This is a genomic window from Ideonella oryzae, assembly GCF_024055665.1.
GTDB lineage: Bacteria > Pseudomonadota > Gammaproteobacteria > Burkholderiales > Burkholderiaceae_C > Ideonella > Ideonella oryzae.
The window spans coordinates 214,360-239,695 of sequence record NZ_JAMXMC010000009.1 but is presented as its reverse complement, the minus strand read 5'-3'; the positions used below and the strand labels follow the sequence as shown (position 1 = coordinate 239,695).

Annotated in this window: 20 protein-coding genes and 1 pseudogene; 6 read left to right on the top strand and 15 right to left on the bottom strand. The window is 71.4% G+C overall.

Going from position 1 to position 25,336, the window contains the following annotated elements; all coding sequences use genetic code 11:
* Positions 1-6: 6 nt before the first annotated feature.
* The 3 genes from M0L44_RS16710 to purB form a co-directional block, all read right to left on the bottom strand.
* A complete protein-coding gene (locus M0L44_RS16710; RefSeq protein WP_252770936.1) occupies positions 7-2,610 on the bottom strand; it encodes a PAS domain-containing sensor histidine kinase in 2,604 nt (867 codons plus the stop codon).
* A 45-nt stretch (positions 2,611-2,655) separates the two neighbouring features.
* Positions 2,656-3,474 (bottom strand): orotidine-5'-phosphate decarboxylase, encoded by an 819-nt coding sequence (pyrF, locus tag M0L44_RS16705; protein WP_252770935.1) that lies wholly within the window; start codon positions 3,472-3,474, stop codon positions 2,656-2,658.
* Between the two features lie 121 nt (positions 3,475-3,595).
* A complete protein-coding gene (gene purB / locus M0L44_RS16700) occupies positions 3,596-4,969 on the bottom strand; it encodes an adenylosuccinate lyase (RefSeq protein ID WP_252770934.1) in 1,374 nt (457 codons plus the stop codon).
* 141 nt (positions 4,970-5,110) lie between these two features.
* Between purB and M0L44_RS16695 the strand changes: the two genes are divergently transcribed.
* Positions 5,111-5,734 carry a glutathione S-transferase N-terminal domain-containing protein gene (locus tag M0L44_RS16695; protein WP_252770933.1) on the top strand — a complete coding sequence of 208 codons (624 nt, stop codon included), beginning with the start codon at positions 5,111-5,113 and terminating at the stop codon, positions 5,732-5,734.
* A gap of 15 nt (positions 5,735-5,749) precedes the next feature.
* Here the strand turns inward: M0L44_RS16695 and M0L44_RS16690 are convergent, their stop codons facing one another.
* The 3 genes from M0L44_RS16690 to M0L44_RS16680 form a co-directional block, all read right to left on the bottom strand.
* Positions 5,750-7,483, bottom strand: coding sequence for an ABC transporter ATP-binding protein/permease (locus M0L44_RS16690; protein ID WP_252770932.1), 1,734 nt, complete (start codon positions 7,481-7,483; stop codon positions 5,750-5,752).
* Between the two features lie 17 nt (positions 7,484-7,500).
* Entirely contained in the window at positions 7,501-9,153 is a 1,653-nt protein-coding gene (locus M0L44_RS16685) for an FMN-binding glutamate synthase family protein (RefSeq protein WP_252770931.1), read from the bottom strand.
* Positions 9,154-9,215: 62 nt separating this feature from the next.
* Complete coding sequence (locus M0L44_RS16680) at positions 9,216-10,109, bottom strand: amino acid ABC transporter substrate-binding protein (protein WP_435526436.1); 894 nt, start codon at positions 10,107-10,109, stop codon at positions 9,216-9,218.
* A gap of 163 nt (positions 10,110-10,272) precedes the next feature.
* Between M0L44_RS16680 and M0L44_RS16675 the strand changes: the two genes are divergently transcribed.
* Together M0L44_RS16675 and M0L44_RS16670 are read left to right on the top strand one after the other, a co-directional pair.
* On the top strand, positions 10,273-12,624 hold the full coding sequence (locus M0L44_RS16675; RefSeq protein ID WP_252770930.1) for a penicillin-binding protein 1A: 2,352 nt from the start codon (positions 10,273-10,275) through the stop codon (positions 12,622-12,624).
* Between the two features lie 30 nt (positions 12,625-12,654).
* On the top strand, positions 12,655-13,182 hold the full coding sequence (locus M0L44_RS16670; RefSeq protein WP_252770929.1) for a gamma carbonic anhydrase family protein: 528 nt from the start codon (positions 12,655-12,657) through the stop codon (positions 13,180-13,182).
* Between the two features lie 12 nt (positions 13,183-13,194).
* Here the strand turns inward: M0L44_RS16670 and M0L44_RS16665 are convergent, their stop codons facing one another.
* The 8 genes from M0L44_RS16665 to M0L44_RS16625 all read right to left on the bottom strand — a co-directional run bounded on the left by M0L44_RS16665 (position 13,195) and on the right by M0L44_RS16625 (position 21,554).
* Entirely contained in the window at positions 13,195-14,031 is an 837-nt protein-coding gene (locus M0L44_RS16665; protein WP_252770928.1) for a class I SAM-dependent methyltransferase, read from the bottom strand.
* Positions 14,028-14,684, bottom strand: coding sequence for a nucleotidyltransferase domain-containing protein (locus tag M0L44_RS16660; RefSeq protein ID WP_252770927.1), 657 nt, complete (start codon positions 14,682-14,684; stop codon positions 14,028-14,030). Before M0L44_RS16660 ends, M0L44_RS16665 begins: the two co-directional genes overlap by 4 nt.
* A 4-nt stretch (positions 14,685-14,688) precedes the next feature.
* Positions 14,689-15,114, bottom strand: a complete 426-nt coding sequence (locus M0L44_RS16655) for a nuclear transport factor 2 family protein (protein ID WP_252770926.1) — start codon at positions 15,112-15,114, stop codon at positions 14,689-14,691.
* Between the two features lie 48 nt (positions 15,115-15,162).
* On the bottom strand, positions 15,163-17,145 hold the full coding sequence (locus tag M0L44_RS16650) for an NAD(P)-binding protein (protein WP_252770925.1): 1,983 nt from the start codon (positions 17,143-17,145) through the stop codon (positions 15,163-15,165).
* A 642-nt stretch (positions 17,146-17,787) separates the two neighbouring features.
* Positions 17,788-18,924, bottom strand: coding sequence for an ABC transporter permease (locus M0L44_RS16645; protein ID WP_354004139.1), 1,137 nt, complete (start codon positions 18,922-18,924; stop codon positions 17,788-17,790).
* Positions 18,921-19,892: an ABC transporter ATP-binding protein gene (locus M0L44_RS16640; protein WP_252770924.1), complete on the bottom strand. Its 972-nt coding sequence runs from the start codon at positions 19,890-19,892 to the stop codon at positions 18,921-18,923. Before M0L44_RS16640 ends, M0L44_RS16645 begins: the two co-directional genes overlap by 4 nt.
* Before the next feature lie 7 nt (positions 19,893-19,899).
* Positions 19,900-20,895 (bottom strand): HlyD family secretion protein, encoded by a 996-nt coding sequence (locus M0L44_RS22010; RefSeq protein ID WP_256490308.1) that lies wholly within the window; start codon positions 20,893-20,895, stop codon positions 19,900-19,902.
* Positions 20,892-21,554, bottom strand: coding sequence for a TetR/AcrR family transcriptional regulator (locus M0L44_RS16625; RefSeq protein ID WP_252770923.1), 663 nt, complete (start codon positions 21,552-21,554; stop codon positions 20,892-20,894). The genes M0L44_RS22010 and M0L44_RS16625 overlap by 4 nt, the downstream gene beginning before the upstream one ends.
* 82 nt (positions 21,555-21,636) lie before the next feature.
* Here M0L44_RS16625 and M0L44_RS16620 point away from each other — a divergent pair, with 82 nt between their 5' ends.
* The 3 genes from M0L44_RS16620 (at position 21,637) to metW (ending at position 24,453) form a co-directional block, all read left to right on the top strand.
* Positions 21,637-22,569, top strand: a complete 933-nt coding sequence (locus M0L44_RS16620; protein ID WP_252770922.1) for a DUF535 family protein — start codon at positions 21,637-21,639, stop codon at positions 22,567-22,569.
* A gap of 148 nt (positions 22,570-22,717) precedes the next feature.
* Positions 22,718-23,869, top strand: a complete 1,152-nt coding sequence (gene metX, locus M0L44_RS16615) for a homoserine O-succinyltransferase MetX (RefSeq protein ID WP_252770921.1) — start codon at positions 22,718-22,720, stop codon at positions 23,867-23,869.
* On the top strand, positions 23,866-24,453 hold the full coding sequence (metW, locus tag M0L44_RS16610; protein ID WP_252770920.1) for a methionine biosynthesis protein MetW: 588 nt from the start codon (positions 23,866-23,868) through the stop codon (positions 24,451-24,453). The genes metX and metW overlap by 4 nt, the downstream gene beginning before the upstream one ends.
* On the opposite strand, the pseudogene M0L44_RS16605 reads toward metW, so the two are convergent.
* Positions 24,434-25,312: pseudogene (locus tag M0L44_RS16605) on the bottom strand (Rossmann-like and DUF2520 domain-containing protein); the annotation flags it as partial. The gene metW and the pseudogene M0L44_RS16605 overlap by 20 nt on opposite strands.
* Between the last annotated feature and the right edge of the window lie 24 nt (positions 25,313-25,336).

Below are 25,336 nucleotides of genomic sequence, written 5' to 3'. Positions count from 1 at the left end.
GGGGCTTCAGGGGCCGTTCGCGGCGGGGGTGGTCCGCAGCAGGCGCACCAGGGCCGTCCTCAGCCGGTGAGGGTCGATCGGCTTGGTGAGGAAGTCGTTCATGCCCTCGCCCAGGGCCTCCTCGCGCTCGGAGATCAGGGCTGCGGCGGTGAGGGCGACGATGGGCAGCACCTGGGGCGGGTAGCGCTTGCGCAGCTCGCGGGTGGCTTCGTGCCCACCCATGCCGGGCATCTGCACGTCCATCAGCACCAGGTCGAAGGGCTGGCCGCGCGCACTGGCCCGGTCCACCGCGTGGATGGCTTCCAGGCCGTCCTGGGCCTGCTCCACCACCGCGCCCCACTGCTCCAGCAGGGCCACCGAGATCATCATGTTGACCGGGTTGTCCTCGACCATCAGGATGCGTGCGCCCTGGATCGGGTCCAGCCCGTCGCTGCCGGTGGAGCTGTCGATCTCGACATCCGAGGCCTCGGGCAGCGGCAGCTCGGCCCAGAAGCAGCTGCCGTGGCCGGGCTCGCTCATCACGCCGACCTCGCCGCCCATCAGCCGGGCCAGCTCGCGGCAGATCGACAGGCCCAGGCCGGTGCCGCCGTTGCGCCGGTTGACGGGACTGTCCACCTGGGTGAAGGGGGTGAACAGGCGGGACTGGGCCTGGGCGTCGATGCCGGTGCCGGTGTCGATCACCTCGAAGCGCAGCACCGGGCCGTGCAGCACATGCACCGCCAGCACCAGGCCCCCCGTGCGGGTGTACTTCAGCGCATTGTTCAGGTAGTTGCTGAGGATCTGGCGCACCCGCACCGGGTCGCCGACGACGACGTCGGGCACCGCGGGGTCGCGCTGCAGGCGCATGGTCAGGCCCTTGGTGTCGGCCAGGGCGCCGTAGGCTTCGTGCAGGTTCTGCAGCAGGCCGTCGAGCCGGAAGGGCAGACGGTCCAGGTGCATCTTGCCGGCCTCGATCTTGGACAGGTCCAGGATGTCCGAGATGATGGCCGACAGGGTCTCGGCGCTGTCGCTGATCTTCTCGATGTACTGGCGCCGGCGCAGCTCGTCCACGCCCGGGTCACGGGCCAGCCGGGCCAGGCCCAGCAGGGCGTTGAGCGGGGTGCGCAGTTCGTGGCTGGTGTTGGCCAGGAAGGTGCTCTTGGCCCGGTTGGCGGCCTCCGCCTGGTCGCGCGCACGCGCCAGGTCCTGGTCCATCTGGCGCCGCTCGGTGATGTCCTCGGCCATCCAGATGATGCCGTCGCGCTCGCCGTACAGGGGGTGCACCGCCTGGGCCAGCAGGCGGCAGCTGATCAGGCTGCCGTCGCGGCGCTTGAGGCGCACCTCCTCGTCCACATGCTCGCCGGCTTCCAGCCGGGGCAGCAGGCGGGCCCGGGCCTCGGCGTGCTCGGTCGGGGTGGGCCAGACCTGGCTGGCGTGCATGCCCTGCAGCCGGCCCGCGGGCCAGCCCAGCATCGCCTCGAAGCGGGGGTTGACCATCTGGAAGTGGGCGTCGCGGGTGACGGCGATGCCGAACAGGGCCGTGTCCAGCACGGCCTCGTACTCGCGGCGCAGCTGCTCCGAGCGGGTGATGTCGCGGGCGTTGATGACCAGGTACTCGCTGCCCTCGTGGGTGAAGCGGGAGGCCGAGAGCTGCATGTGCAGCAGCTGGCCGTCGCGCACGCGGAAGGTGGCCGGCAGGTCCTGGGCCGTGTCCCGCTCGCGCAGGGCCTCCACCAGGCGCTGGCGCTCGGAGCTGTCGTGCCAGATGCCCAGATCGCCGGAGGTCCGCCCCAGCACGTCCGCGGCCCGCAGGCCGGTGACGCGCTCGAAGGTCGGGTTGACCATCACGTAGCGGCCGGTCTGCAGGTCGGTGAGGGTGATCACGTCCGGGCTGGTGGCCACCAGGTGGGACAGCAGGGCCTGGGAGGAGGTGAGCGACTGCCCCAGCAGGCTCTCGGCCGGGATCAGCCAGGACAGCATGCCCTGGGGGCCCAGCAGCGGCACCCGCATGGAGCGCATCTGCACCACCCGCTGGGCGGTGTCGCCGGCCAGTTGCACCGAGCACAGGGCCGGCCCGTCCTCTGCCCCGGGGCTGCCGGCGGGGGCGGACAGCTGCGCCAGCACGGCCTGCACGCGCGCACGTGCGTCGCCGGCCTGGAACAGGGCGGGCAGAGGTTGCTGCAGCAGCGGGGCTTCGTCCTGCACGCCCCACAGGGCGCGTGCGGCCGGGTTGATGGCCAGGATGCGCGGTCCGGCGTGGGCGATCAGGGGCAGGGACAGCGACGCGAACATGGCGTCACTGGAGAGGGCGGCCAGACCACGGGCGGCGGCCCGCGAGCCTGGTTCGAGCGCCGTGTCCTCCGGCGTCGCCAGCAGGGTGGGCGGCCACTCGGATTCCGTCGGCGCGGCGGATGGGGCCGCGAGCTGCTGCAGCACCTGCCGGGTCCACCAGGTGCCCAGCAGGCCACCGGTGAGACAGGCAGCCCCCAGGGTGCCCAGCAGCTGCCAGCCGGCCCAGCCGCCGGACGGCCAGAGTTGCCAGACGGCGGCCGTCACCGCGCCGGTGGCCAGACCCAGGCCGGTACCGGCACCCCGGATGCGGGCGGAAAGCGGTGCAGCGGGCTTGTCCATCGTGCCGGGCTGGCTCGGGGACCGTGCCGGGCCGCGGGCCATGGCTCAGGCCGGGCGCGCGGCGTTGAGCGCGTCACGCGTGGCCTGGGCCACCTGACGCGCCTTCTGCGCAAAGTCCTCCCCGTCCCCGGCATACAGCACGGCGCGCGAGGAGTTGACGATGATTGGGCCGTCAGGCCGCCAGGCAGCCTTGACGGTGGCCGCGGCGTCGCCCCCCTGGGCGCCGACACCGGGGATCAGCAGCGGCAGGGTGGGGGCCAGCTCGCGCACCCGGGCCAGTTCGGCCGGGAAGGTGGCGCCCACGACCAGGCCCAGGCGCTGGTCGCGGTTCCAGCGGCCGGCGGCCAGCTTGGCCACCTGCTCGAACAGGCGGTCGCCGTTGGCCAGCGTCTCGAACTGCAGGTCGCTGCCGCCGGGGTTGGAGGTGCGGCAGAGCAGGATCAGGCCCTTGCCCTCGTACTTCAGATAGGGTTCGATCGAATCGAAGCCCATGTAGGGCGACAGGGTGACGGCGTCGGCCTGGTAGCGCTCGAAGGCCTCGCGGGCGTACTGCTCGGCGGTGGAGCCGATGTCGCCGCGCTTGGCGTCCAGGATGACGGGCACGCCCGGCGCCACCCGCTTCATGTAGGCCATCAGCTGTTCGAGCTGATCCTCGGCGCGGTGGGCGGCGAAATAGGCGATCTGGGGCTTGAAGGCATTCACCAGATCCTTGGTGGCATCGACGATGCGGGCGCAGAAGTCGAAGATGCGCCGGCTGTCGCCCTTCATCCCCGCCGGAAACCGGGCCGGGTCCGGGTCCAATCCCACGCACAGCAGGGACTGGTGGCCGCGGCTGGCCTGGGAAAGCAGGGCGTTGAAATGCATGTCCGTGATTCTAATGAGGCCCCCCTGCCGGTGGCGGGGGGATTCTTCACGTTTCACACACCCTGTCACAAGGTGTTGGGACGCCCATGCCGGGGCGTCCCTCGGACGTCTGCCGGCCGGGTCAGTCGCCGATGCGGGCCGCCAGCGCGGCGGCGCGGCCGGTGTAATCGGCCGGTGTCATGGCCAGCAGCCGGTCCTTCTCGGCCTGGGGCAGGGCCAGGTCGGCGATGAAGCCCTGGATCAGCTCGCGGGTCATCGGCTTGCCGCGGGTGAAGGCCTTGAGCTGCTCGTAGGGCTTGGGCAGGCTGTGGCGGCGCATCACGGTCTGGATCGCCTCGGCCAGCACTTCCCAGGCCTGGTCCAGGTCGGTGGCCAGCGCGGCCTCGTTGAGTTCGAGCTTGCCCAGGCCTCGGGCCAGACTGTCGTAGCCCAGCAGCGCGTAGCCCAGGGCCACGCCCATGTTGCGCAGCACCGTGGAGTCGGTCAGGTCACGCTGCCAGCGGCTGATCGGCAGCTTCTGGCTGAGGTGGGTCAGCACCGCGTTGGACAGGCCGAAGTTGCCCTCGGCGTTCTCGAAGTCGATCGGGTTGACCTTGTGCGGCATGGCCGAGGAGCCGACCTCGCCCTCCTTGAGCTTCTGCTTGAAGTAGCCCAGCGAGATGTAGCCCCAGACGTCGCGCGAGAAGTCGATCAGGATGGTGTTCGTGCGGGTCACCGCGTCGAACAACTCGGCCATGTAGTCGTGCGGCTCGATCTGGATGGTGTACGGGTTGAAGCTCAGACCCAGGCTGCCCTCGACCACGCTGCGCGAGAAGGCTTCCCAGTCCTTGTCCGGGTAGGCCACGGAGTGGGCGTTGTAGTTGCCCACTGCGCCGTTCATCTTGGCCAGCAGCTTCACGTCGGCGATGCGGCCGCGGGCATGCGCCAGACGGGCCACCACGTTGGCGATCTCCTTGCCCACGGTGGTCGGGCTGGCGGTCTGGCCGTGGGTGCGGCTGAGCATCGGGATGGCCGCGAAGCGCTGGGCCAGGCCGGTCAGCGTGGCCAGCAGGCCGTCCAGGGCCGGCAAGATGACCTCGCCGCGGGCCGCCTTGAGCATCAGCGCATGGCTGGTGTTGTTGATGTCTTCGCTGGTGCAGGCGAAGTGGATGAACTCGCACACGGCCTTCAGCTCCGTGTCGTGCTCGACGCGGGACTTGAGCCAGTATTCGACCGCCTTCACATCGTGGTTGGTCGTCTTCTCGATGTCCTTGATGGCGCGGGCATCGGCTTCGGAGAAGCGGGCGATCAGGCCGCGCAGCAGCCCGCGGGCGGCCTCCGTCAGGGGGGTGAAGCCATCCAGGCCGGCATCGGACAGGGCGATCAGCCATTCGATCTCGACCTGCACGCGGCGGTGCATCAGTCCGTACTCGGACAACAGCGGGCGCAGGGCGGTGACCTTGGCGGCGTAGCGGCCGTCCAGGGGGGACAGGGCCATCAGGGTGGAGATCGTCATGGCAAAGAGCTCGGGCTGAACGCGGCGCCGGGATGCGCGCGAAACTCCATATTTTAAGGGGGACGCCTCTTTTTCGGGCCGTCCACCGGGGGCAGGGGGCTTCGCTAGAATCGCGGACCAACCATCCCCTTGACCGCACGCATGAAACTGATCGGCTCCCTCACCAGTCCCTACGTCCGCAAGGTGCGTGTCGTGCTGGCGGAAAAGAAGCTGGACTGCCAGTTTGTGCTGGAGGACGTCTGGGCGCGCGACGACATCCTGGCCTCCAACCCGCTGGGCAAGGTGCCTTGCCTGGTGATGGAGGGCGGCGAGGCGGTGTTCGACTCGCGGGTGATCGTCGAGTACGTGGACATGCTCTCCCCGGTGGGCAAGCTGATCCCGACCACCGGGCGCGAGCGCGCCGAGGTGCGCACCTGGGAAGCGCTGGCCGATGGCCTGCTGGACGCCAGCATCGCGGCCCGTCTGGAACAGACCTGGGCCGGACGCGCCGAGGGCGAGCGCTGCCAGGCCTGGGTCGACCGCCAGATGGTCCGGGTGAACTCTGCTCTGCAGGCCATGAGCCGGGGCCTGGCCGAGAAGGCTTTCTGCGCCGGAGCGGGGACTCACTTCACGCTGGCCGACATCGCGGTGGGCGTGGCGCTGAGTTACCTGGATTTCCGCTTTCCCGCCATCGACTGGCGGGGTGCGCACCCCAATCTGCAGCGCCTGCACGACAAGCTGGCCGCACGGCAGAGCTTCATCGACACCGCGCCGCCCCAGGCCTGAGGTCTTCCTCGGTCCTCAGGAAGGGAAGATGTAGTCCTCCGAGGACCACAGGCGCCAGCTCCCCAGGCCGTCGCCCTGCAGCTCCAGCACCCAGCGGTGGTAGGGGCGCAGCCCGGGGTGGTGGCTGATGCTGACGGGCGTGATCGCCAGGCCCTCCAACTGCCGGTACAGCGCGCTCTCGTGCACCGCGTCCAGCGCGCTGGTGGCCTCGTCCAGCACCGCGTAGCGCGGGCGGGCGATCAAGACCCGGGCAAAGGCCAGGCGCTGCTGCTCGCCGGTGGACAGCAGCTTGGCCCAGTCGCATTGCGCCGCCAGCCCCCCCACCCGGTCGGCCAGTTCCGGCAGCGCCACGCGCTGCAGCATGTCCAGCAACTCGGCATCGGAGATGTCGCGGTCCAGATCCGGGTAGAGCAGCTGGCTGCGCAGGTCGCCCAGTGGCAGGTAGGGGTGCTGCGGCAGGAAGCGCAACTCGTCGCCGCCGGGGCGCAGCACCTGGCCGCTGCCCTGGCGCCACAGGCCGGCGATGGCCCGCAGCAGCGAACTCTTGCCCACCCCGCTGGGTCCGACGACCATCAGCCCCTCGCCCTCGGGGACCTGCAGGCCCAGGTCCCGCACGATCAGGTGCTCGCCTCCCGGCGTGCGCACGGTCAGGTCCTGCAGCGCCAGCACGGTGGCCGGCAGGCAGTCGATCTCTTCTCCGCTCTGGCGTTCGTGCTGGGTGTCCAGCGTCTGCGAGAACTCGTGCAGGCGGTTCACCCCGGCGGAGAAGCGGCTCAGGCTTTCGAAGTGCTCGACGATCACCGCCATGGCGCTCAGCACCGCGGTGAAGGCGCCCGCCGCCTGCACCGCGCGGCCGACCTCCATCTCGCCGGAGAGGACCTGGTCGGCGATGATGACGCTGGGCAGGGCCAGGGTCAGGAAGCTGTGCCCGTACTGGAACAGGTTCAGGCCCAGCTGCCAGCGCAGCACGCGGCGCCAGTTGTCCACCACGGCCTCGAAAACCTGGCCCAGGCGGGACAGCTCCTGGGCCTCGCCGCGGTGGAAGGCGATCGGCTCGGCCTGTTCGCGCAGCCGCACCAGGCCGAAGCGGAAATCCGCCTCCCGGCGCAGCTGGCGGAAGTTCAGGCCGATCAGCCGCCGGCCGAAGACCGAGGTGGTGACGAAGGTGACCAGGGCGGCGTAGGCGATCAGGAACAGCACCAGCGGGCGCGAGATCGACCACAGCACGCCGGCGAAGGCCACCAGGTCGATCAGCGAGCCCAGCCCCACCATCAGGAAGTAGAGCGACTGCTGGGTGAAGCTGTTGATGTCCTCGGAGATCCGTTGGTCGGGGTTGTCCAGCGCGGTCACCGCGTTGAGCCGGTAGAAGGCGTGCTGGCCCAGGTAGCGCGCCAGGAAGCGCCGGGTCAGCCAGTGCCGCCAGCGCAGGCCCAGCGTGTCGCGCACGAAGTAGTACAGGCCCCAGACCGGGACCGCCAGGCACAGCAGCAGCGCAAAGCGCGCGATGGCACTCCAGAAGCGGGGGGCATCGTGCGCCGCCAGGGCCGAGGTGAATTCCCCCGTCTCCTGGTTGAACATCACGTTGAAGAAGGTCTGGCCCAGCAGCAGCAGGGCCAGCAGCATCAACAGGCCGCGGGCGCGCCAGCGCTCGTCCGAGCGCCAGTAGGGCGCGGCGATGGTGGCAAAGCGTCGCCACAGGCGCCAGTCGAAGCCGGCTGGCGGGCCGGTGTGTTCCGGGGCAGTCTGCATGGCCGGATCGGCCGGGCTCAGGCCGGCATCGGCTCCCGGGGCGAGAAGCTGTCCGCACGCGCCATGGGCCAATAGAGCTCATAGACCGGCTGCGGCCAGGGGCGCTCGCCCCGCTCGGCCGCCAGGAGCTCGCCCGGCTGCACCGTGGGCAGGCAGTTGGCCAGCAGGGTCACGCGGTCGCCCGGGGTGCGGCGCACGATGTGGCGGGTGGTGATCTCCCGCGGGTGCCGCAGGCCAGCGGCCTGCACCAGTTCTTGCAGCGCATGCAACGTGTTCTGGTGGAAGTTGAAGACCCGTTCGGCCTTGTCGGACACCACCAGGGCCTGCTGGCGCACCGGGTCCTGGCTGGTGACGCCGGTGGGGCACTGGCCGGTGTGGCAGGCCTGGGCCTGGATGCAGCCCAGCGCGAACATGAAGCCGCGGGCCGAGTTGCACCAGTCGGCGCCCAGGGCCATGGCGCGGGCGATGTCAAAGGCGCTGACGATGCGGCCGGCCGCGCCGATGCGGACCTTGTCGCGCAGGTTCAGGCCCACCAGGGTGTTGTGCACCAGCAGCAGGCCCTCCTGCAGCGGGGCGCCCACATGGTCCGTGAACTCCAGCGGCGCGGCGCCGGTGCCGCCCTCGCCGCCGTCCACCACGATGAAGTCCGGCGTGATGCCGCTGGCCAGCATGGCCTTGCAGATCGCGAACCACTCCCAGGGGTGGCCGATGCAGAGCTTGAAGCCGGTGGGCTTGCCGCCGGAGAGCTCGCGCAGCCGGGCCACGAACTGCAGCAGTTCCTCGGGCGTGCCAAAGGCGCTGTGGGCGGCGGGCGAGACGCAGTCCACGCCCACCGGCACCCCACGCGCCGCGGCAATCTCCGGCGTCACCTTGGGGCCGGGCAGCACGCCGCCGTGGCCGGGCTTGGCGCCTTGCGAGAGCTTCACCTCGATCAGCTTGATCTGCGGGTCGGTCGCCAGGGCGGCGAACTTGTCCGGGTCGAAGTGGCCGGCCTCGTCCCGGCAACCGAAGTAGCCCGAGGCGACTTCCCAGACCAGATCACCGCCGTGTACGCGGTGGTAGCGGCTGACCGAGCCTTCGCCGGTGTCGTGCATGAAGCCGCCGCGCCGGGCGCCGGCGTTCAGCGCCAGGATGGCGTTGGCCGACAGGGCGCCGAAGCTCATCGCCGAGATGTTGAACACGCTGGCGCTGTAGGGCTGGGCCCGCCCCTCGCCGATGGTGATGCGGAAGTCGTGCGTGGCCAGCACCGTGGGCTGCAGCGAGTGATTGAGCCACTCGTAGCCCTGGCGGTGCAGGTCCAACTGGGTGCCCAGCGGGCGCTTGTCGGGCTCGCCCTTGGCCCGCTGGTAGACCAGCGAGCGCTGCTGGCGCGAGAAGGGCGCGGCCTCGTTGTCGCTCTCGATGAAGTACTGGCGGATCTCCGGCCGGATGAACTCCAGCAGGAAGCGCAGGTGGCCGATGACCGGGTAGTTGCGCAGCACCGCATGGCGGCGCTGGCGCAGGTCGTGGCCGCCGGTGATGACGCCCGCCCAGCCCAGCAGGGCCCACCATCCCCCCACGCCAAAGCCGATCCAGGCAAAGGAGCCCAGCAGGGCGGCCAGGGCACAGCCCAGCAGGACCAGGTAGCGGATGGGCAGGTGGCGGTCGAGCGCGATCAGCCAGGCGGGCATGGTCTCCTCCGGGTGCGGCGCGGGCGGCCGCGTGTGTTGATGTGCGGCGCCTCAGCCGGGACTCAGTTGGGCACCATGTCTGAAGGGTACTTCCAGAAGTCGCGCAACAGGTGGTTCATCGGCATGTTCAGCGACACATGGCGTGGCGGAATCGGCTTGGTGAACCAGCGGTCGTAGATGGCGTAGGCCTCGCGGCTGGTGATCAGTCGCTTCATCTCGGCGTCTACCACGGCCTTGAACTCCGGGTCGTCCTTGCTGAGCATGATGGCCAGCGGCTCGATGGTCAGGAAGCCGCCGATGACCTTGTACTTCTCCGGATCGGGCCGTTCCGAACGCAGGCCGTAGAGCAGCACATCGTCCATCGCGAAACCGTCCACCTGGCCCTTGTCCAGCATCTCCACCGCCGCGGCGTGGCTGGGCGCCTCGACGATGTCGATGTAGAGCAGGCGCTCCTCGTTGGCGTGCTGCAAGACCTTGAGCACCGTGGTGCCCTTGGTGATGGCCAACTTCTTGTGCTCGAAGTCGTTGATCTTGTCGAGCTTGGTGTTGGCATGCACCAGGATGCGCGCGCCGGTGATGTAGTGCGGGATCGTGAAGGCCACCTGCTGGCGGCGCTCGGCGTTGTTGGTGGTGGAACCGCACTCCAGGTCGGCCTTGCCCTCCATGATGGCCTGCATCCGGTTGGCCGAGGTCACCGGCAGGTAGGCCACCTCCAGCTTGGGCAGGTTGAGCTGGCGCTTGACCGCCTCGGCCACCTTCAGGCACAGGTCCAGCGCATAGCCCACCGGCTTGCCGCTGCCGCTGTCAATGTAGGACAGGGGGACCGAGGAATCGCGGTGGGCCAGGACGATCTTGCCGCTCTGGCGGATGCGTTCGAGCACCGGGCCGGCAATGGCGCAGGTGCCCTGGGCGGCCAGCAGCATGGCCAGCGTCAACAGGGTGAATGGCTTCTTCATGGACTTCGGGATGTCAGGCTTGTGGCCGGGGTCGCGGCAGGCCGCAGGGTGTCGGCGGCGGAACCCAGGGCGGACCCGGCGAGTCTATGCCCTTCCCGTGACGCCAGCCGCCGGCGCACAAGTGCCGATAATCCACGGGCTGTTCCGAATGGATCCCGACCCGATGCGCAAGCCTGATGTCTCCGCCCTGCTGGGCCTGATGCACCGCCGCCCCTGGCTGTTTGCCGGCGTGTCCCTGGGGGGGCTGGTCCTCGCGGGGGTGTTGCTGTTGTGCATCTGGGCCGCGCTGCTCTACCCGATGCTGCCGGACCTGGACAAGGTCACCGACTACCAGCCCCGCCAGCCGCTGCAGGTCTTCACCCGCGACGGGGTGGAGATCGCCCAGTTCGGCTCCGAGCGCCGCGTTTTCCTGCCCATCGACCGCATCCCGAAGATGATGCAGGACGCGGTGGTGTCGGTCGAGGATGCGCGCTTTCGCGAGCACGGCGGGGTCGACCCGATCGGCATCGCCCGCGCCTTCCTGGCCAACATCACGCCCGGCGGCATGCGCCAGGGTGCCTCGACCATCACCCAGCAGGTGGCGCGCAACTTCTTCCTGTCGTCCAAGCGCACGCTGGACCGCAAGATCCGCGAGGCCATGCTGGCGGTCAAGATCGAGCACCAGCTCGACAAGGACCAGATCCTTGAGCTCTACATGAACCAGATCTACCTGGGGCACCGTGCCTATGGCTTCGGTGCGGCGGCCCAGGTGTACTTTGGCAAACCGCTGGACCAGCTCACCGTCGCCGAGGACGCGATGCTGGCCGGCCTGCCCCAGAACCCCGGCTACGCCAACCCCATCACCAACCTGGACCGCGCTGTGACCCGCCAGCACGTGGTGCTGGGCCGCATGCTGGCCACCGGCGTCATCACCCAGACCCAGTACGACGAGGCCAAAGCCCAGAAGCTGGTGATCCGCTCTGAGAACCAGGTGGCGGTGCATGCCGAGCACGTGGCCGAGATGGCCCGCCAGATCGTCTACCAGCGCTTTGGCGAACAGGCCTACAGCGAAGGCTACAAGGTCACCACCTCGCTGCTGGCCACCGACCAGCAGGCGGCCTGGGCCGCGCTGCGACGCGGTGTGCTGGACCACGAGCGCCGCCAGGCCTGGCGCGGGCCGGAGGACCAGGAGGACCTGGGGGACGACACCGGTGACGACGAGGACCAGGCCGCCCAGATCCTGAAGGACCAGCGCGACGACGACGATCTTCGCGTGGCCCTGGTGCTGCAGGCCAGCCCGAGCAAGGTGGAGGCCGTGCTCGCCACCGGCGAGAAGGTCACCCTCGAAGGCGAGGGCCTGCGCTGGGCCAAGAGCGGCCTGTCGCCCAAGGCGCCGGACACCCTGGCCGTGCGCCGCGGCTCGGTGATCCGCGTGAGCAAGGCCGACAAGGGCGGCTGGGCCATCGCCCAGTGGCCGCAGGCCCAGTCGGCCTTCGTCTCGCTGGACCCGGCCACCGGCCGCGTGCGGGCCCTGGTGGGCGGCTTCGACTTCACCCGCCAGCAGTTCAACCACGCCACCCAGGCCTGGCGCCAGCCGGGCTCCAGTTTCAAGCCCTTCCTGTACTCGGCCGCGCTGGAGCACGGCGTGCAGCCGGCCACCGTGGTCAACGACGCGCCCTGGCCCGTGGGGGCCGATGGCTGGAACCCGCAGAACTCCGATGGCCAGTTCGACGGCCCGCTGTCCCTACGCCGCGCCCTGGCCAAGTCCAAGAACCTGGTCAGCATCCGGCTGGTGCAGTACATCGGTGTCGACACCGCCCGCCAGTGGGCCGGCCACTTCGGCTTTGATGTGGACCGCCAGCCCAGCAACCTGACCCTGGCGCTGGGCGCCGGCAGCACCACGCCGATGCAGCTGGCCACCGCCTACGCCGCGCTGGCCAACGGCGGCTACAAGGTGGACCCGGTGGTGATCGAGCGCATCACCGACGCCCAGGGCAAGGTGGTCTACCAGGCCCCGCCGCCGGTGCCGCTGACCGAGGCCCAGCGCATCATCCCGGCGCGCAATGCCTTCGTGATCGACAGCCTGCTCAACGAGGTGGCGCGCAGTGGCACCGCCGCCCGGGCCCAGGCGGCGCTCAAGCGGCCGGACATCTACGGCAAGACCGGCACCACCAACGACGCGGTGGACGCCTGGTTCGCCGGCTTCCAGCCTTCGGTGGTGGCGGTGGTGTGGATGGGCTACGACGACCCGCGCAGCCTGGGCAGCCGCGAAAGCGGCGGCGGCGCCTCGCTGCCGATCTGGATCAGCTACATGGACCGGGTGCTGCGCAACGTGCCGGTGCACAGCTACGAGCCCCCCGAGGGCGTGCAGCAGGTCAACGGCGAGTGGTACTACAGCGAATACGCCGAGGGCGGCTACGTGACGCAGATCGGGCTGGACGATGCGGCGGGTGCGGCCTCAGGCGCGTCCGGGGCCGAAGCGGCCTCGGCACCGGCCGAGCCCCCCCCGGCGGCCTCGGCCGCCAGCCATCCCTGACCCCAGGGCCGCAACACAGGAGACAAGCACATGGCCGTGTACGCATTGGGCGAGCAGCAGCCGCAGATCGACGACAGCGCCTGGGTGGCCGATTCGGCCCAGGTCATCGGCAACGTGGAGCTGGCCGAGGAGGTCAGCGTCTGGTTCGGCGCCATCCTGCGCGGCGACCAGCTGGAGCCCATCCGCGTGGGCCCGCGCAGCAACCTGCAGGACGCCTGCGTGCTGCATTCGGACCCGGGCAAGCCGCTGACCCTGGGCGCGGGCGTGACGGTGGGCCACCAGGCCATGCTGCACGGCTGCACCGTGGGGGACAACACGCTGATCGGCATCGGCGCGGTGGTGCTCAATGGCGCGAAGATCGGGGCCAACTGCCTGGTCGGCGCCGGGGCGCTGGTGACCGAGGGCAAGGAGTTTCCGGACGGCTCGCTGATCGTCGGCAGCCCGGCGGTGGTCAAGCGGGCGCTGACGCCCGAGCAGATCGCCAGCCTGGCCCGCAGCGCCACCCACTACGTGGCCAATGCCCGGCGCTTCCGCGAGGGGCTGCGGCGCATCGACTGAGCGGGCGCTGGCTCAGCGCCGCCGGGCAGAGAAGGCCAGCAGCGCCTGGCGGTGAAAGACCGTGCCCTCGGCATCGGTCAGCGGCTGGCAGCGTCGCAGGAAGTCGGCCCGCAGCCCGGGCAGGGTCTCGGGCGGCAGCAGGTGCAGGTCGTACATGCCCAGGCACCATTGCCACAGGGCGTCGGGACGCAGGCGCTCCTCCCGCGTGAGCCGCGTGCAGACCAGGTCCCCGAAGTGCGGCGCCAGCAGGGCCTGCAGGCCGGCCTCGTCGTGCCAGCGCCGGTCGCCAAAGCGCAGGGCCTGCCAGTGCGCGCTGCGTGGCTGCTGGCCCAGCAGCTCAAGATAGGCCGCGAAGGCCGGGCTGGGCTCGGCCCGCGCCCCCACCACGCCCGCCAGCAGGCCGCCCGGGCGCAGCACGCGGGCCAGCTCGGCCACGACCGCGTCGGCGTCGTCCATCAGCATCAGCGCCAGATGGCTCACCACGGCGGCCAGGCTCGCGTCCGCCAGCGGCAGGGCCTGGGCGCGGGCCCGCAGCAACGGGGTGTCCGTTCCCAGCCGCTGCCGGGCGGCGCACAGCTCGTCGGGGCTCAGGTCCACGCCCATCCAGGGCCGGGCCACGCGCGCCGGATCGGCCAGCAGCCGCGCCAGCAGCAACCCGTCGCCACAGGCCAAGTCCAGGCCGGGACCGGTGGGCAGCGCCGTGTCGCGGCAGGCGTCCACCAGCCAGTCGTAGGACGAGGACCATGACCGGCCAGTGCCGTCCTGCCAGGGCAGGGCGTCGAACACCTGAGCCGTGAGGCCCGCGTGGTTCCGGTGGAAGGTGGCGAGGAAGGACTCGGACAGGCTCATGCGGCACCGTCCGGGTGGGTGGGGGACGGGAGGTCCTCTTCGATGACGGCCGCCATCCAGGCGGCGATGTCCTCGTCGCTGGCGCCGGGGCGCAGCGCGGCGGCGCACAGCGCGTGGTGGTGCGGCATCTCGCGGGCCAGCCAGGCCAGGGCCTTCTTCGGGCCGGGGTACCAGCGGGTGCGCAGCGCGAAGTAATCCTCCAGCGCCATCATCAGCAGCCAGTGGCGGCGGTAGTTGCCTTCGGCATCGCCGCGGCGCAGGCGCTGCAGCATCTTGGCCACCCAGACTCGCCGGGCCTGGGCTTCGTCCGGCGCCAGGGGCTGGGGACCGGCGGCGTGCAGGGCCTCCAACTGGGCCAGAAAGCGCGTGGCTTCGTCGCTGCGCTGGGCCAGCACCTGCGCGCCGCGCAGGTAAAGCTGCTCGGCGGTCGGTTCGGCCAGCACCGTCTCCGGGTGGACGAAGACATCCAAAGCCCGGCCCTGGTGCCAGCGGGCGTCCCGCTGGACCTGCGCGATGGGGGCGAACAGGGCCAGGTCGATGTCGCTCTCGGGCCCGGCGCTGCCATCGGCCAGGGAGCCATACAACAGGGCGGTGTGTGCGCCGTGGGCTTGTCGCAGCGCCTCGACCAGACTGTGCAGTTCGCTCGTGTCCATGGGCTCAGGCACCGTTCGCGCCGGCATCCAGCGCCTCGACGGGGATCGGTTCGACCAGGTGCGCCCGGTTCGCAGGCGCTGCATAGGGCTCGGGCCAGAACTCGACCATGCGAGCGATGCGCCCGCCATGCACGGTGAAGAAGCTGAGGGCCCGGGCCCGCTGCACGCCGTCGGTGATGCTGACGTCGGTCACCACCTCCTCGGCCGAGGCGCCGCCGCCGGCCACCAGCCGGTTCAGCGTGAAGCGCCAGGGGCCGTGGGCCGGGTATTCGGCATTCATGCGCACGAAGTTGGCCGCGCCACGGATGCGCTCCTGGGACTGCGGCCAGTCCAGCACGAAATCCTCGGCCAGCAGCGGCGCCAGGCTGGCGAAGTCGTTGCGGGCCATGCGTTGCCAGAAGTCGCGGACGCGTTGTTCGGCGGGGCTCATCTCGGGTGGCGGCGGAGGGGGATGTGCCATCTTGGCATGCCCTCGGGCTCAGGGCGTCCGGCCGCCAGGGGATGGCCAGGCCGGCCCGGGGGCCACATGGGCCGCGGGCAGCCGGGCGCGCGGCAGCAGCTCCTGCACCGCGCGGGTGGCCTGGTCGATGGCGCTGTGGGCGTAGGCGTAGGCGCCCGCATCCGCATTGGCAATGGCCACCCGGCCCCAGCCGCGGCGGGCCGTCTCGCAGGGCAGCGGGCCGTCGGGCCAGAAGCGGTCCCAGGGCCGCATGTACTCGTAGGCATAGCCGTGGGCCCAGCGGTTGACGGTGATGGCCTCGATGTCCCGGGCATGGTCGAAGCCGAAGCCGCCCAGTGCGCTCTGCAGCGTCTGGCGGATCTGCGTCTCCAGGTGTTCGAAGGACCAGCCCATCAGCTGGGCCCGCCCTTCGGCCGCTTGCGTTCGCGCGGGCCGGCCATCGCCCGGCACCACCACCTTGGCCAGGTGCAGCAGGACGGGCTCGTCCGGGTACTCCGGCGGGGCGAGGCTCCCCATGCGCACCGCGAAGTCCAGCGAGGCCTCGTCCCAGAAGCCGCCGACCGGCGTGAAGCCGTGCAGGCCGGCGCGGGCGAAGGCCCGCCAGTTCGACAGCAGCACGTTGGCGTACAGCAGCGGCACCTTGACCTGGTCGTCCAGCGCGCGCCGCTGGGCCGCGGGCAGCTCGTCGCTCAGCCGGGCGATGACGCGGTGCCAGCAGGCCAGCAGCACCTGGCGGGCCCGCACCTCGCGCAGCCGGCCCTGGCCGTCCACATAGCGCACGGCCACCTGCTCGGCCTGGTCCGGCGGGCCCAGGTGGCGCAGGCCCACGGCCGTGGCCCGCAGGCGCAGTCGCACCGCTTGCTCGGGCCGGTCCAGCGCCGCCATGTCCAGCACGCCGTCGGCCAGGCTGTCCATGGTCTGCCCGGGCAGGCAGCCGGGGATCAGGCCGCGCACCAGGGCCCGGGCCACGCCGGCGTTGCCGTCGGGGAAGTGGAAGATGTACGGGTCCTGGCTGAGCATCAGCTGGCGGCCGCTGGGGGACTGGCAGCGGTCGGGCCCTGTGCCCAGGTCCAGGCCGGCAAAGCCGGGCAGGCCGCCGGCCCAGGCGTCCAGCGCGGTGGTGGCTTCGGTGCCCACGCCGAAGTAGGCGCGGGTCTCTCCGCGCAGCAGGCGCAGCACCTCCTCGTCGGCGCCCCAGTGCCGGCGCAGGAACTGGTCGTACGTCATGCCGGCCAGGGCGGCGCGGCGGGCGCTCGGGGTGCGCAGATGGGGCAGCGGGTTGCGCGGCGTGTCGCTGGCATAGAGGGCGGTCAGCGTGGCCTGGGCTGCGGGGGACAGCGGCGTGCGGGCCAGCCAGGCGGCGGCGGGCTCGTCCGGCTCGGGGCAGACCAGGCGGTCGGCGCCCTGCAGGCCCGGCCACTGGTCGGCGGTGAAGAGGCGGCCGTGGCGCAGCAGGCCGTGGCGATGGGACCAGTCGGGGTCGAAAAACTCGTGCTGGAAGCGGGAGAGGTCGATGCCGACATCGCGCAGCAGCTGGTGCACGGCGGGGGAGAACAGGCTGGGCGAATCGAGCGACTGCGAGCCGCCGTAGCCCACCAGGCGCCAGCCCGAGCGGGAGACGAATTCGTTGCGCCGGGCGTGGCCGCCCAGGTCGTCCAGGGCGTCCAGCAGCAGGATGCGCACCGGCCGTCCGGCGTGCTGGCGGTAGAGCCAGGCGCCGGCCAGGCCGCTGATGCCGGCACCCACCACCACCAGGTCCTCCACCTCGGGGTCGCGCTCGACGACGGCGTCGCGCAGGGCCTCGGGGTGGTCGCGCCAGGCGTGGGCGTGGGCCCGGGCGCTGTCCGTCTGGCCCTGCAGGCCGGTGCGGCGGCTGGGGTGGTCGGCGGGTGGACCTTCCGGGGGCGCGGTCTGGGCGCGCGAGGGCAGGGAGCGGCCGGCCAGGGCCAGGGCGGCGGCACCGTGCAGCAGGTCGCGGCGCTGGATGTCGGGGAAGGGCATGAGGCGCGAGGTTAGCGTCTGTCCTCTTGTGATGGGTGGTTTGGGCTGGGGGGGCTGCTTGGCGGTGGTGGCGGGCCCTGGGGTGACGGGGCACCGGGGTGGGCTTCGGCGGGTCGGCCCAGGCCCCCAGGGCCTGGGCTGCCCTCGGGTGCTCGCGGGGCGGGACGGGCGTGGAACTCGCTGCGCGCTGACGCGCTTCGCTCAGACACCCACGCCCAGTCAGTTCAGGAGGCGCGCTGGCGCGCGCGTCCCGCCCCGCTGTGCGCCCTCGGCGACCCTCAGGCGCCCACCCCGGTGCCCCGGCACCCGAGGGCGGGCAGCGACGGCGCGCCTCGAAGGGGAGCGGAAGGGGAAGGCTGTGGAAGGGAGCGTGGTTCAGTCACCCACGGTGACCGCGGTGGGCGGTGGGCCGGGTGGCCGGGCGTGGAGGGTGCCGAGGGGCGGCGGGCGCTGGCCGGGTGCGCAGTTTTCTGCGCACCTTGTCCTCTGACTCACCGTGGGTGTCTGAGCGGAGCGCGTCAGCGCGCAGCGAGTTCCACGGTGCCGGCCTGCGCCTGTTGCCCCGAGGAGCGTCCTCGCCCAAGGCGAGGACCACCCGATCGCCCGGCCATCTGGCCCGCCGTCCGCCGCCGCGCGTCCACCTCAATCCAAAGTCTGCCGATACCTCGCCAGCGCCACCGCCCCCGCCACCGCCAGAAAGGCCAGCAGCGGCCACAGCTCGGGCAGCACCTGCAGGAAGCCATTGCCCTTGAGCAGGATGCCCCGCACGATGCGCAGGAAGTGGGTCAGGGGCAGCAGCTCGCCCAGGTGCTGGGCCCAGCCCGGCATGCCACGGAAGGGGAACATGAAGCCCGACAGCAGCATCGAGGGCAGGAAGAAGAAGAAGGTGGCCTGCAGCGCCTGCATCTGGTTGCGCGCCAGCGTGGAGAAGGTGAAGCCCACCGCCAGGTTGGCCAGCATGAACACCCCGATCATGCCCATCAGCAGCAGGAAGCTGCCCTCCATCGGCACCTCGAACAGGAAAGCCCCGGCCGCCAGGATCACGCTGAGCTGGATGTAGCCCACCAGCACATAGGGCAGGATCTTGCCCAGCATCACCTCCACCGGCCGCACCGGCGTGGCCAGCAGGTTCTCCATCGTGCCGCGCTCGCGCTCGCGGGTCATGGCCAGGCCGGTCATCATCACCATGGTCATGGTCAGGATGGTGCCGATCAGGCCCGGCACGATGTTGTAGCGCGACAGGCCCTCGGGGTTGTAGCGGCGCTGGATGCGCAGCTCATAGGGCGCCTCGCCTGCCCTCAGGGGGGCCAGCGGGCCGACCAGGTCGCGGTCCAGCGCGCTGGCGCTGACCTGGCCCAGCGCGGCCAGGGCGTTGCTGGCGGCGCTGGGGTCGGTGGCGTCCACGCTGATCAGCACCGCCGGCTTCTCGCCCCGCACCACGCGGCGGCTGAAGTCATCGGGGATCACGAAGAGGAACTGCACCTCGCCATCGGCCACCAGCGCGTCGCCCGCGGCCTCGCTGTCGGGCTGGTGGGTGATGTGGAAGTAGCCGGTGTTCTCCAGCGTGGCCAGCAGGCTGCGCGCCAGCGGCCCGCTGTCGTGGCTGACCACCGCCGTGGGCAGACCCTTGGGATCGGTGTTGATGGCGTAGCCGAACAGCACCAGCTGGATGATGGGCACGCCCACCGCCATCGCGAAGGTGGGGCGGTCCCGCATCATCTGCTGGAACTCCTTGACGAAGATGGCCCACAGCCGGGCGAGGCTGAACAGGCGCTTCACTTGGCGGCCTCCATGTTGTCGCGGCTCTGGCCGATCAGGCCGATGAACACGTCCTCCAGCGAGGCTTGGGCCGGCGTCCACAGGAGGCCGGGCTGCTCGCGCCACGGCGCGATGGCGCGTTCCAGCGCGGCCGGGTCGCTGCCGGCCACGTGCAGCGCACTGCCGAAGGCCGCCACGCTCTGCACGCCCGGGGCCTGCTTGAGCGGCGTGACCAGCGGCGCCAGGGCGGCCGGGTCCTCGCGCTCGGCCTGCACGGCCCAGACGGTCAGGCCCGACTGGGCGATGATCTCGCGCTCGGTGCCGCGGGCCAGCAGGTGGCCGTAGGCGATGTAGACCAGCTCATGGCAGCGCGCAGCCTCGTCCATGTAGTGGGTGGAAACCAGCACCGTGATGCCCTCGGCCGCCAGGCGGTGGATCTCGTCCCAGAAGTCGCGCCGGGCCTTCGGGTCCACGCCCGCGGTGGGCTCGTCCAGCAGCAGCAGGCGCGGCCGGTGCAGCAGGCAGGCCGCCAGGGCCAGGCGCTGCTTCCAGCCCCCCGAGAGCGCGCCGGCCAGCTGGCGCTGGCGGCTCACCAGGCCCAGGCGCTCCAGGGCCTCGTCGACCTGGCGCTTGCGCTCGGGCAGCTCGAACAGGCGGGCGATGAAGTCCAGGTTCTCGCGGATCGACAGGTCCTCGTAGAGGCCGAAGCGCTGCGTCATGTAGCCCACCTGGCGGCGGATCTCCAGCGCGTCGCGCCGCAGGTCCAGGCCCAGGCAGTGGCCCTCGCCCTCGTCGGGGGTGAGCAGGCCGCAGAGCATGCGGATGGTGGTGGTCTTGCCGCTGCCGTTGGGTCCCAGGAAGCCGCAGATACGGCCCGGGCGCAGCTGCAGGTCCACGTGGTCCACCACGGTGGTCGCGCCGTAGCGCTTGGTCAGGCCACGCACGTCGATGGCCCAGTCCGGGGCCGGTGTGGGAGTGCTCGGGGCCATGGCGGGCTCAGCGGCTTGTGCCGGCCACGGGGCGCACGTCCAGCGGCTGGCCGGGGTGCAGCTTCAGGGCATCGGCCGGGTCGGGCAGGGCCTCTACCTGGAAGACGAGCTTGCTGCGCTGGCTGTTGGAGTAGATGACCGGCGGCGTGTACTCGGCCTGCGGGGCGATGCGGCTGATGCGGGCCGGGATGGGGCCGCCGCAGCCATCGCAGCCCAGGCTCACCGGCTGACCCACCTGCAGCCGGCCCACCTCGGCCTCGGGCACGTAGAAGCGGGCCTTGCGGTGGTCCGGCGGCAGCAGCGAGACCACCGGCTGGCCGGCGCCCACGTACTCGCCTTCGCGGAAGAAGGTGTCGGCCACCAGACCGGCGGCCGGTGCGCTCTGGCGGGTCTGCTGCTCGCGCCAGGCGGCCTGGGCCTGGGCTTCCTGGGCGGCGCGGGTGTTGGCCTGGGCGGCGGCCAGCTCGGCGGGGCGGGCGGTGGGCTGCTCGGCGGTCTGCAGGGCGGCCTCCAGCTCGGCCACCTTGTCGTGGGCCTGGCGGGCGGCGGTGGCAGCGTTGTCCAGCTGCGACTGCGAAATGAAGCCCTGGGCCACCAGCGTGCGCTGGCGCAGTAGCTCGGCGTCGGCGAGGGCGGCGGCGGCGCGGGCCTGGGCCAGCTGGGCGCGGCTCACGGCCAGCTGCGGCGGGCGCAGCCCGGTCTGGCCATTGCTGGCCTGGGCCTGGGCCGCCGCCACCTGGGCCTCGGCCTGGGCGCGGGCGGCGCGGGCGCTCACGTCGTCCAGCTGGAACAGCGGCGCGCTGGCGGCCACCGTCTGGCCCGCGGCCACGGCCAGGTGGGTCAGCGTGCCGGCCACCGGGGCGGCCACGTAGACATAGTCGCCCTCCACATAGCCGGACCAAGCGGCCGGGGCCGAGGGCTGGCAGCCGGCCAGCCCGGCCGCCAGCGGCAGCAGGGCGAGCAGGGGACGACGCGGCACGGACGGAAAGCGGATGAGCCTCATGCGAACACTCCTGGGACGGGGGCGGGCGGGTCAAGCCTGAATGCGAGCGCGCTCAAGGCCAGGTCCACCCGTTGGACGAGGGCGGCTTCGCCCAGCACCTGCTCGGCCAGGGCCGGGCCCAGCAGGGTGGGGGCCAGGCCCAGCTGCTGCGCGCCGGTGGCGATCAGGGTGGGGGCGTTGACGGCGCCCATCAGGAAGGTGAAGGCCTGCAGCGGCGGCAGGGGCTGCAGTTCGCCCGCCGCCTGGGCCTCGTGCAGCAGGGCCAGCAGCAGGCCCAGGTGGCGCGGGGCGTTGGCGCGCAGGAATTCCAGCACCACCGGCTCGCCCTGGGCTGCGTCCAGTGCCAGGCGGCCCACCACGGCACGGTGCTGGCGCAGAAAGCCGGCCAGCGTCAGCAGGGCGCCGCGCAGGCGCGCGACCGGGCGGCCTTCGCCGCGGCCCTGGCCGTCCAGCGCGGCGAACATCTGCTCGTAGAGCTGCTGCAGCACCGCGCGCAGAAAGGCCTGCTTGCCGCCGAAGTGGTAGTGCACCATGGCCGGCTGGGTGCCGGCGTGCTCGGCCACCTTGCGCAGCGACAGGCCGGCGCAGCCGCACTGCGGGTACAGGGCCAGCGCGCTGGCGATCAGCGCCTGGTCCACGGCTTGGGAAGGACGGGCCATGGTGACATTATTGGTCTATTGGCCAGTAATTCGTCAAGGTCCGGGCGAATCGGCGACGGTCTGGCTTGGGTACAGTGGGGCGATGCCTTCGGAACTGCCGCCTGCCGAGTTGCCCGCACCCTGGCCCGATGCCTGGGCGCTGTGCCGGGCGATCTACCCCCAGGCCGGATGGACAGCGCTGCGCAGGCGTTGGCGTCTGGCCTGGTGCTTCTGGCGCCACCGGAGCATCCATCGGCGTCTGAGGCAGGGGCCTGCGGAGATGGCCCAGGACTGGGGGGCGTTGGCCGCGGCCCAGCCCCGCCTGTTCCGCAAGCCCTATCTCGGCTATCCCTGCGCCGGATGGGAGGTGGAGCAGCGCCTGGCGCATCTGCTGACCCACCACCGCCTGGCCCGGGAGCGTCTGGGCGTTCGGGTGTGGCGCCGGGTCTGTCTGGACCTGCTCAGCCAGCCCCTGTCCCCGCTGAGCCTGCCCAAGGGACAGGGCGCGCTGTCCTTGCGGCTGCACACGCTGACCCGGTTCGAGCGCGAGGGCGACCTCAGCCTCTTGCTGGTGGATCCCTTCGGCACGGTGCTCTACACCCTCACGTTTTCTTTCGAGGCCACGCCGGCCGGAGCAGGGCTGCTGATCGGGGCGATGCATGGGCAGTTGCCGGTGGAGGTGGCGCGCCATCTCACGCGGCTGAGCCACGGCCTGCGTCCGCAGAATCTCCTGTTATGGGCCCTGCAGCAGCTGGCCGCCTGTTGGGGCCTGGCGCAGCTGCGCGCGGTGGGGCAGGCCCGCCATGCGCTGCATGGCAGCGAGCGCGCCGCGCGGGTCCTGCTGGATTACGACGGGCTCTGGTCCTCGGCGGGGGGCGTGTGCGGCTCGGACGGCTTTTGGACCCTGCCCGCGGTGCCACGGCGCAAGCCGGTGCAGGACATCCCGTCGCACAAGCGGGCCCAGTACCAGCGCCGCTACGCCTGGCTGGACGAACTGGCGAGCGACCTGCGGGCGGCCTGGTCGGCCGCCTGCTAAACTTTCTGCTCCATGGCGCCGATTTGTTCCGGATTGCGGGCGCCCAATAAATGCCGCTAAAGAGGGACCCCGAGACCTGTGCACCCGGTGTCCGCTTTGTCTGGCGCGACGTCCGGGTGTTTTGTTTTGGATGAATGGAGAGTCGGACATGACGAGCTCCGTCGGGGTGGTCACACCGCAGCGCATGCGCTTCGACCAGCCCCTGCCGCTGCAGAGCGGCGCACAGCTACCGGCCTATGAGCTGGTGTACGAGACCTACGGCACGCTCAATGCCGAGCGCAGCAATGCCGTGCTGGTGTGCCACGCCCTCAATGCCTCGCACCACGTGGCCGGCCTGCACGCCGACGATCCCAAGAGCCTGGGCTGGTGGGACAACATGGTGGGCCCGGGCAAGCCGGTGGACACCGACCGCTTCTTCGTCGTCGGCGTGAACAACCCGGGGTCCTGTTTCGGCTCGACCGGGCCGATGGACCCCAACCCCGCCACCGGGCGCCCCTGGGGCGCGGACTTCCCGGTGTGCACGGTGGAGGACTGGGTGGACGCCCAGGCCCGGCTGATCGAGGCCCTGGGCATCCGCCAGCTGGCGGCCGTGCTGGGCGGCAGCCTGGGCGGCATGCAGGCCCAGGCCTGGGCCCTGCGCTACCCCGAGCGCCTGCGCCACTGCGTGGCCGTGGCCACGGCGCCCAACCTGTCGGCGCAGAACATCGCCTTCAATGAGGTGGCGCGCCGGGCCATCGTCACCGACCCGGACTTCCACGGCGGCCACTTCTACGCCCATGGCGTGGTGCCCAAGCGTGGCCTGCGCGTGGCCCGCATGATCGGCCACATCACCTACCTGTCGGACGATTCCATGGAGGCCAAGTTCGGCCGCGAGCTGCGCGACGCCGAGCTGCACTTCAGCACCCAGGACATCGAGTTCCAGATCGAGAGCTACTTGCGCCACCAGGGCGACAAGTTCAGCGAGTACTTCGACGCCAACACCTACCTGCTGATCACCCGCGCGTTGGACTACTTCGATCCGGCCCGCGCCCATGGCGGTGACCTGGCGCGGGCCTTCGCCATCGCCAAGGACACGAAGTTCATGCTGGTGAGCTTCACCACCGACTGGCGCTTCTCGCCGGCCCGTTCGCGCGAGATCGTCAAGGCCCTGGTCGACAACCGGGCCGACGTGAGCTACGCCGAGATCGACGCGCCGCACGGCCATGACGCCTTCCTGCTGGAGGACCCGCGCTACCTGGCGGTGATGCGGGCCTACTTCGAGCGCATTGCCGCCGAGTTGCGCACGGGAGCCGCCGCATGACCACGCCCTTGAAGAACCTGGAAGTGATTGCACGCCTGGTGCCGCGTGGCGCCCGCGTGCTGGACCTGGGCTGCGGCAGCGGCGAACTGCTGGCCTACCTGATGCGCGAGCGCGGCTGCGTTGGCTATGGCATCGAGCTGGACGACGCCAACGTGCTGGCCAGCACCCAGCGCGGCATCAACGTCATCCAGCTCAACCTGGAAGAGGGGCTGAAGCTCTTCGACGACCACAGCTTCGACGTGGTGCTGCAGCTGGAGACCCTGCAGCACCTGCGCAACACCGAGAAGATGCTGCGCGAGACCGCGCGGGTGGGGCGCATCGGCATCGTCAGCTTTCCCAACTTCGCGCACTGGCCCAACCGGGTCTCGGTGCTGCGCGGGCGCATGCCGGTGACCAAAGCCCTGCCCTACGAGTGGTACGACACGCCCAACATCCGCGTGGGCACCTACGCCGACTTCGAGGTGCTGGCGCGCAAGAACGGGCTGCAGATCCTCGACAGCTTCGGTCTGCAGGACGGCAACATGGTGCGCACGCTGCCCAACCTGCTGGCCAACGTGGCGGTGTTCAAGTTCGAGCGCGGCTGAGCGGCGCGGTCTCCTCGGACGGGGCCAGCGCCGTGCCCTCGCGGGCCAGGCGCGCGGCCAGGGTGCTCAGCGCCGCATAGGCCTGGGCCAGGGCCGGGTCGCGGGCCTGCATGGCGCTGATCTCGGCCTGCACCACGGCGGTGTCGCCGCGGGCGGCCGGGCCGGTCAGTGCGGCGGCGGGCCCCAGGCGCAGCAGGTTGTCGGCCACGTTCCGGGCAAAGGCCTGCCACAGCGGGCCGATCAGCTCCGGCGGCATGCCGCAACCCTGCCACAGCTCGGCCGCGGCGGCGGCCAGCACGGGCGGGAAGTTGCTGACCAGCACCGCGGCGCCGTGATACAGCGGCTTGTCGGCCGCCTGCAGCCGAAAGCAGCGCCCGCCGATGGCGCCGAAGGCCTGTTCGGCCCGGATCACGGCGTCGTCGTCGCCCTCCAGCGCGCAGGCGGTGCCGGCGAACTGCGCCTGCGCCGCCATCGGGTCGGCAAAGCTCAGCGCCGGGTGGGCGCTGGCCACCAACCAGCCGGCCTGCTGCAGCGGCGCCAGCACGGCGGCCGGCGCAAAGCCGCTGCAGTGCCAGGCCTGGGCGGGCGGCAGGCCGGCCCGGGCCACGGTCAGGGCGGCCTCGGCCAGGGCGCCGTCGGGCGTGGCCATCAGCCACACGTCGGCCGGTCGCAATTCGCCGGGGTGGGTCACCGGCCGACCGGCGCCGAGTGCGGCCACAGCCTGCCGGGCGCTCTCGGGCGAGCGGGTCAGCACATCGCCCAGCGTGAAGACGCCGGCACGCTGCCACAGGGCCGCCAGGGTGCGGCCCACACGGCCGGCACCCACCAGGTGGAGGATCGAAGGGGCGCTTGTCATGCTGGCATTGTGGCGGGGCTTCTAAGA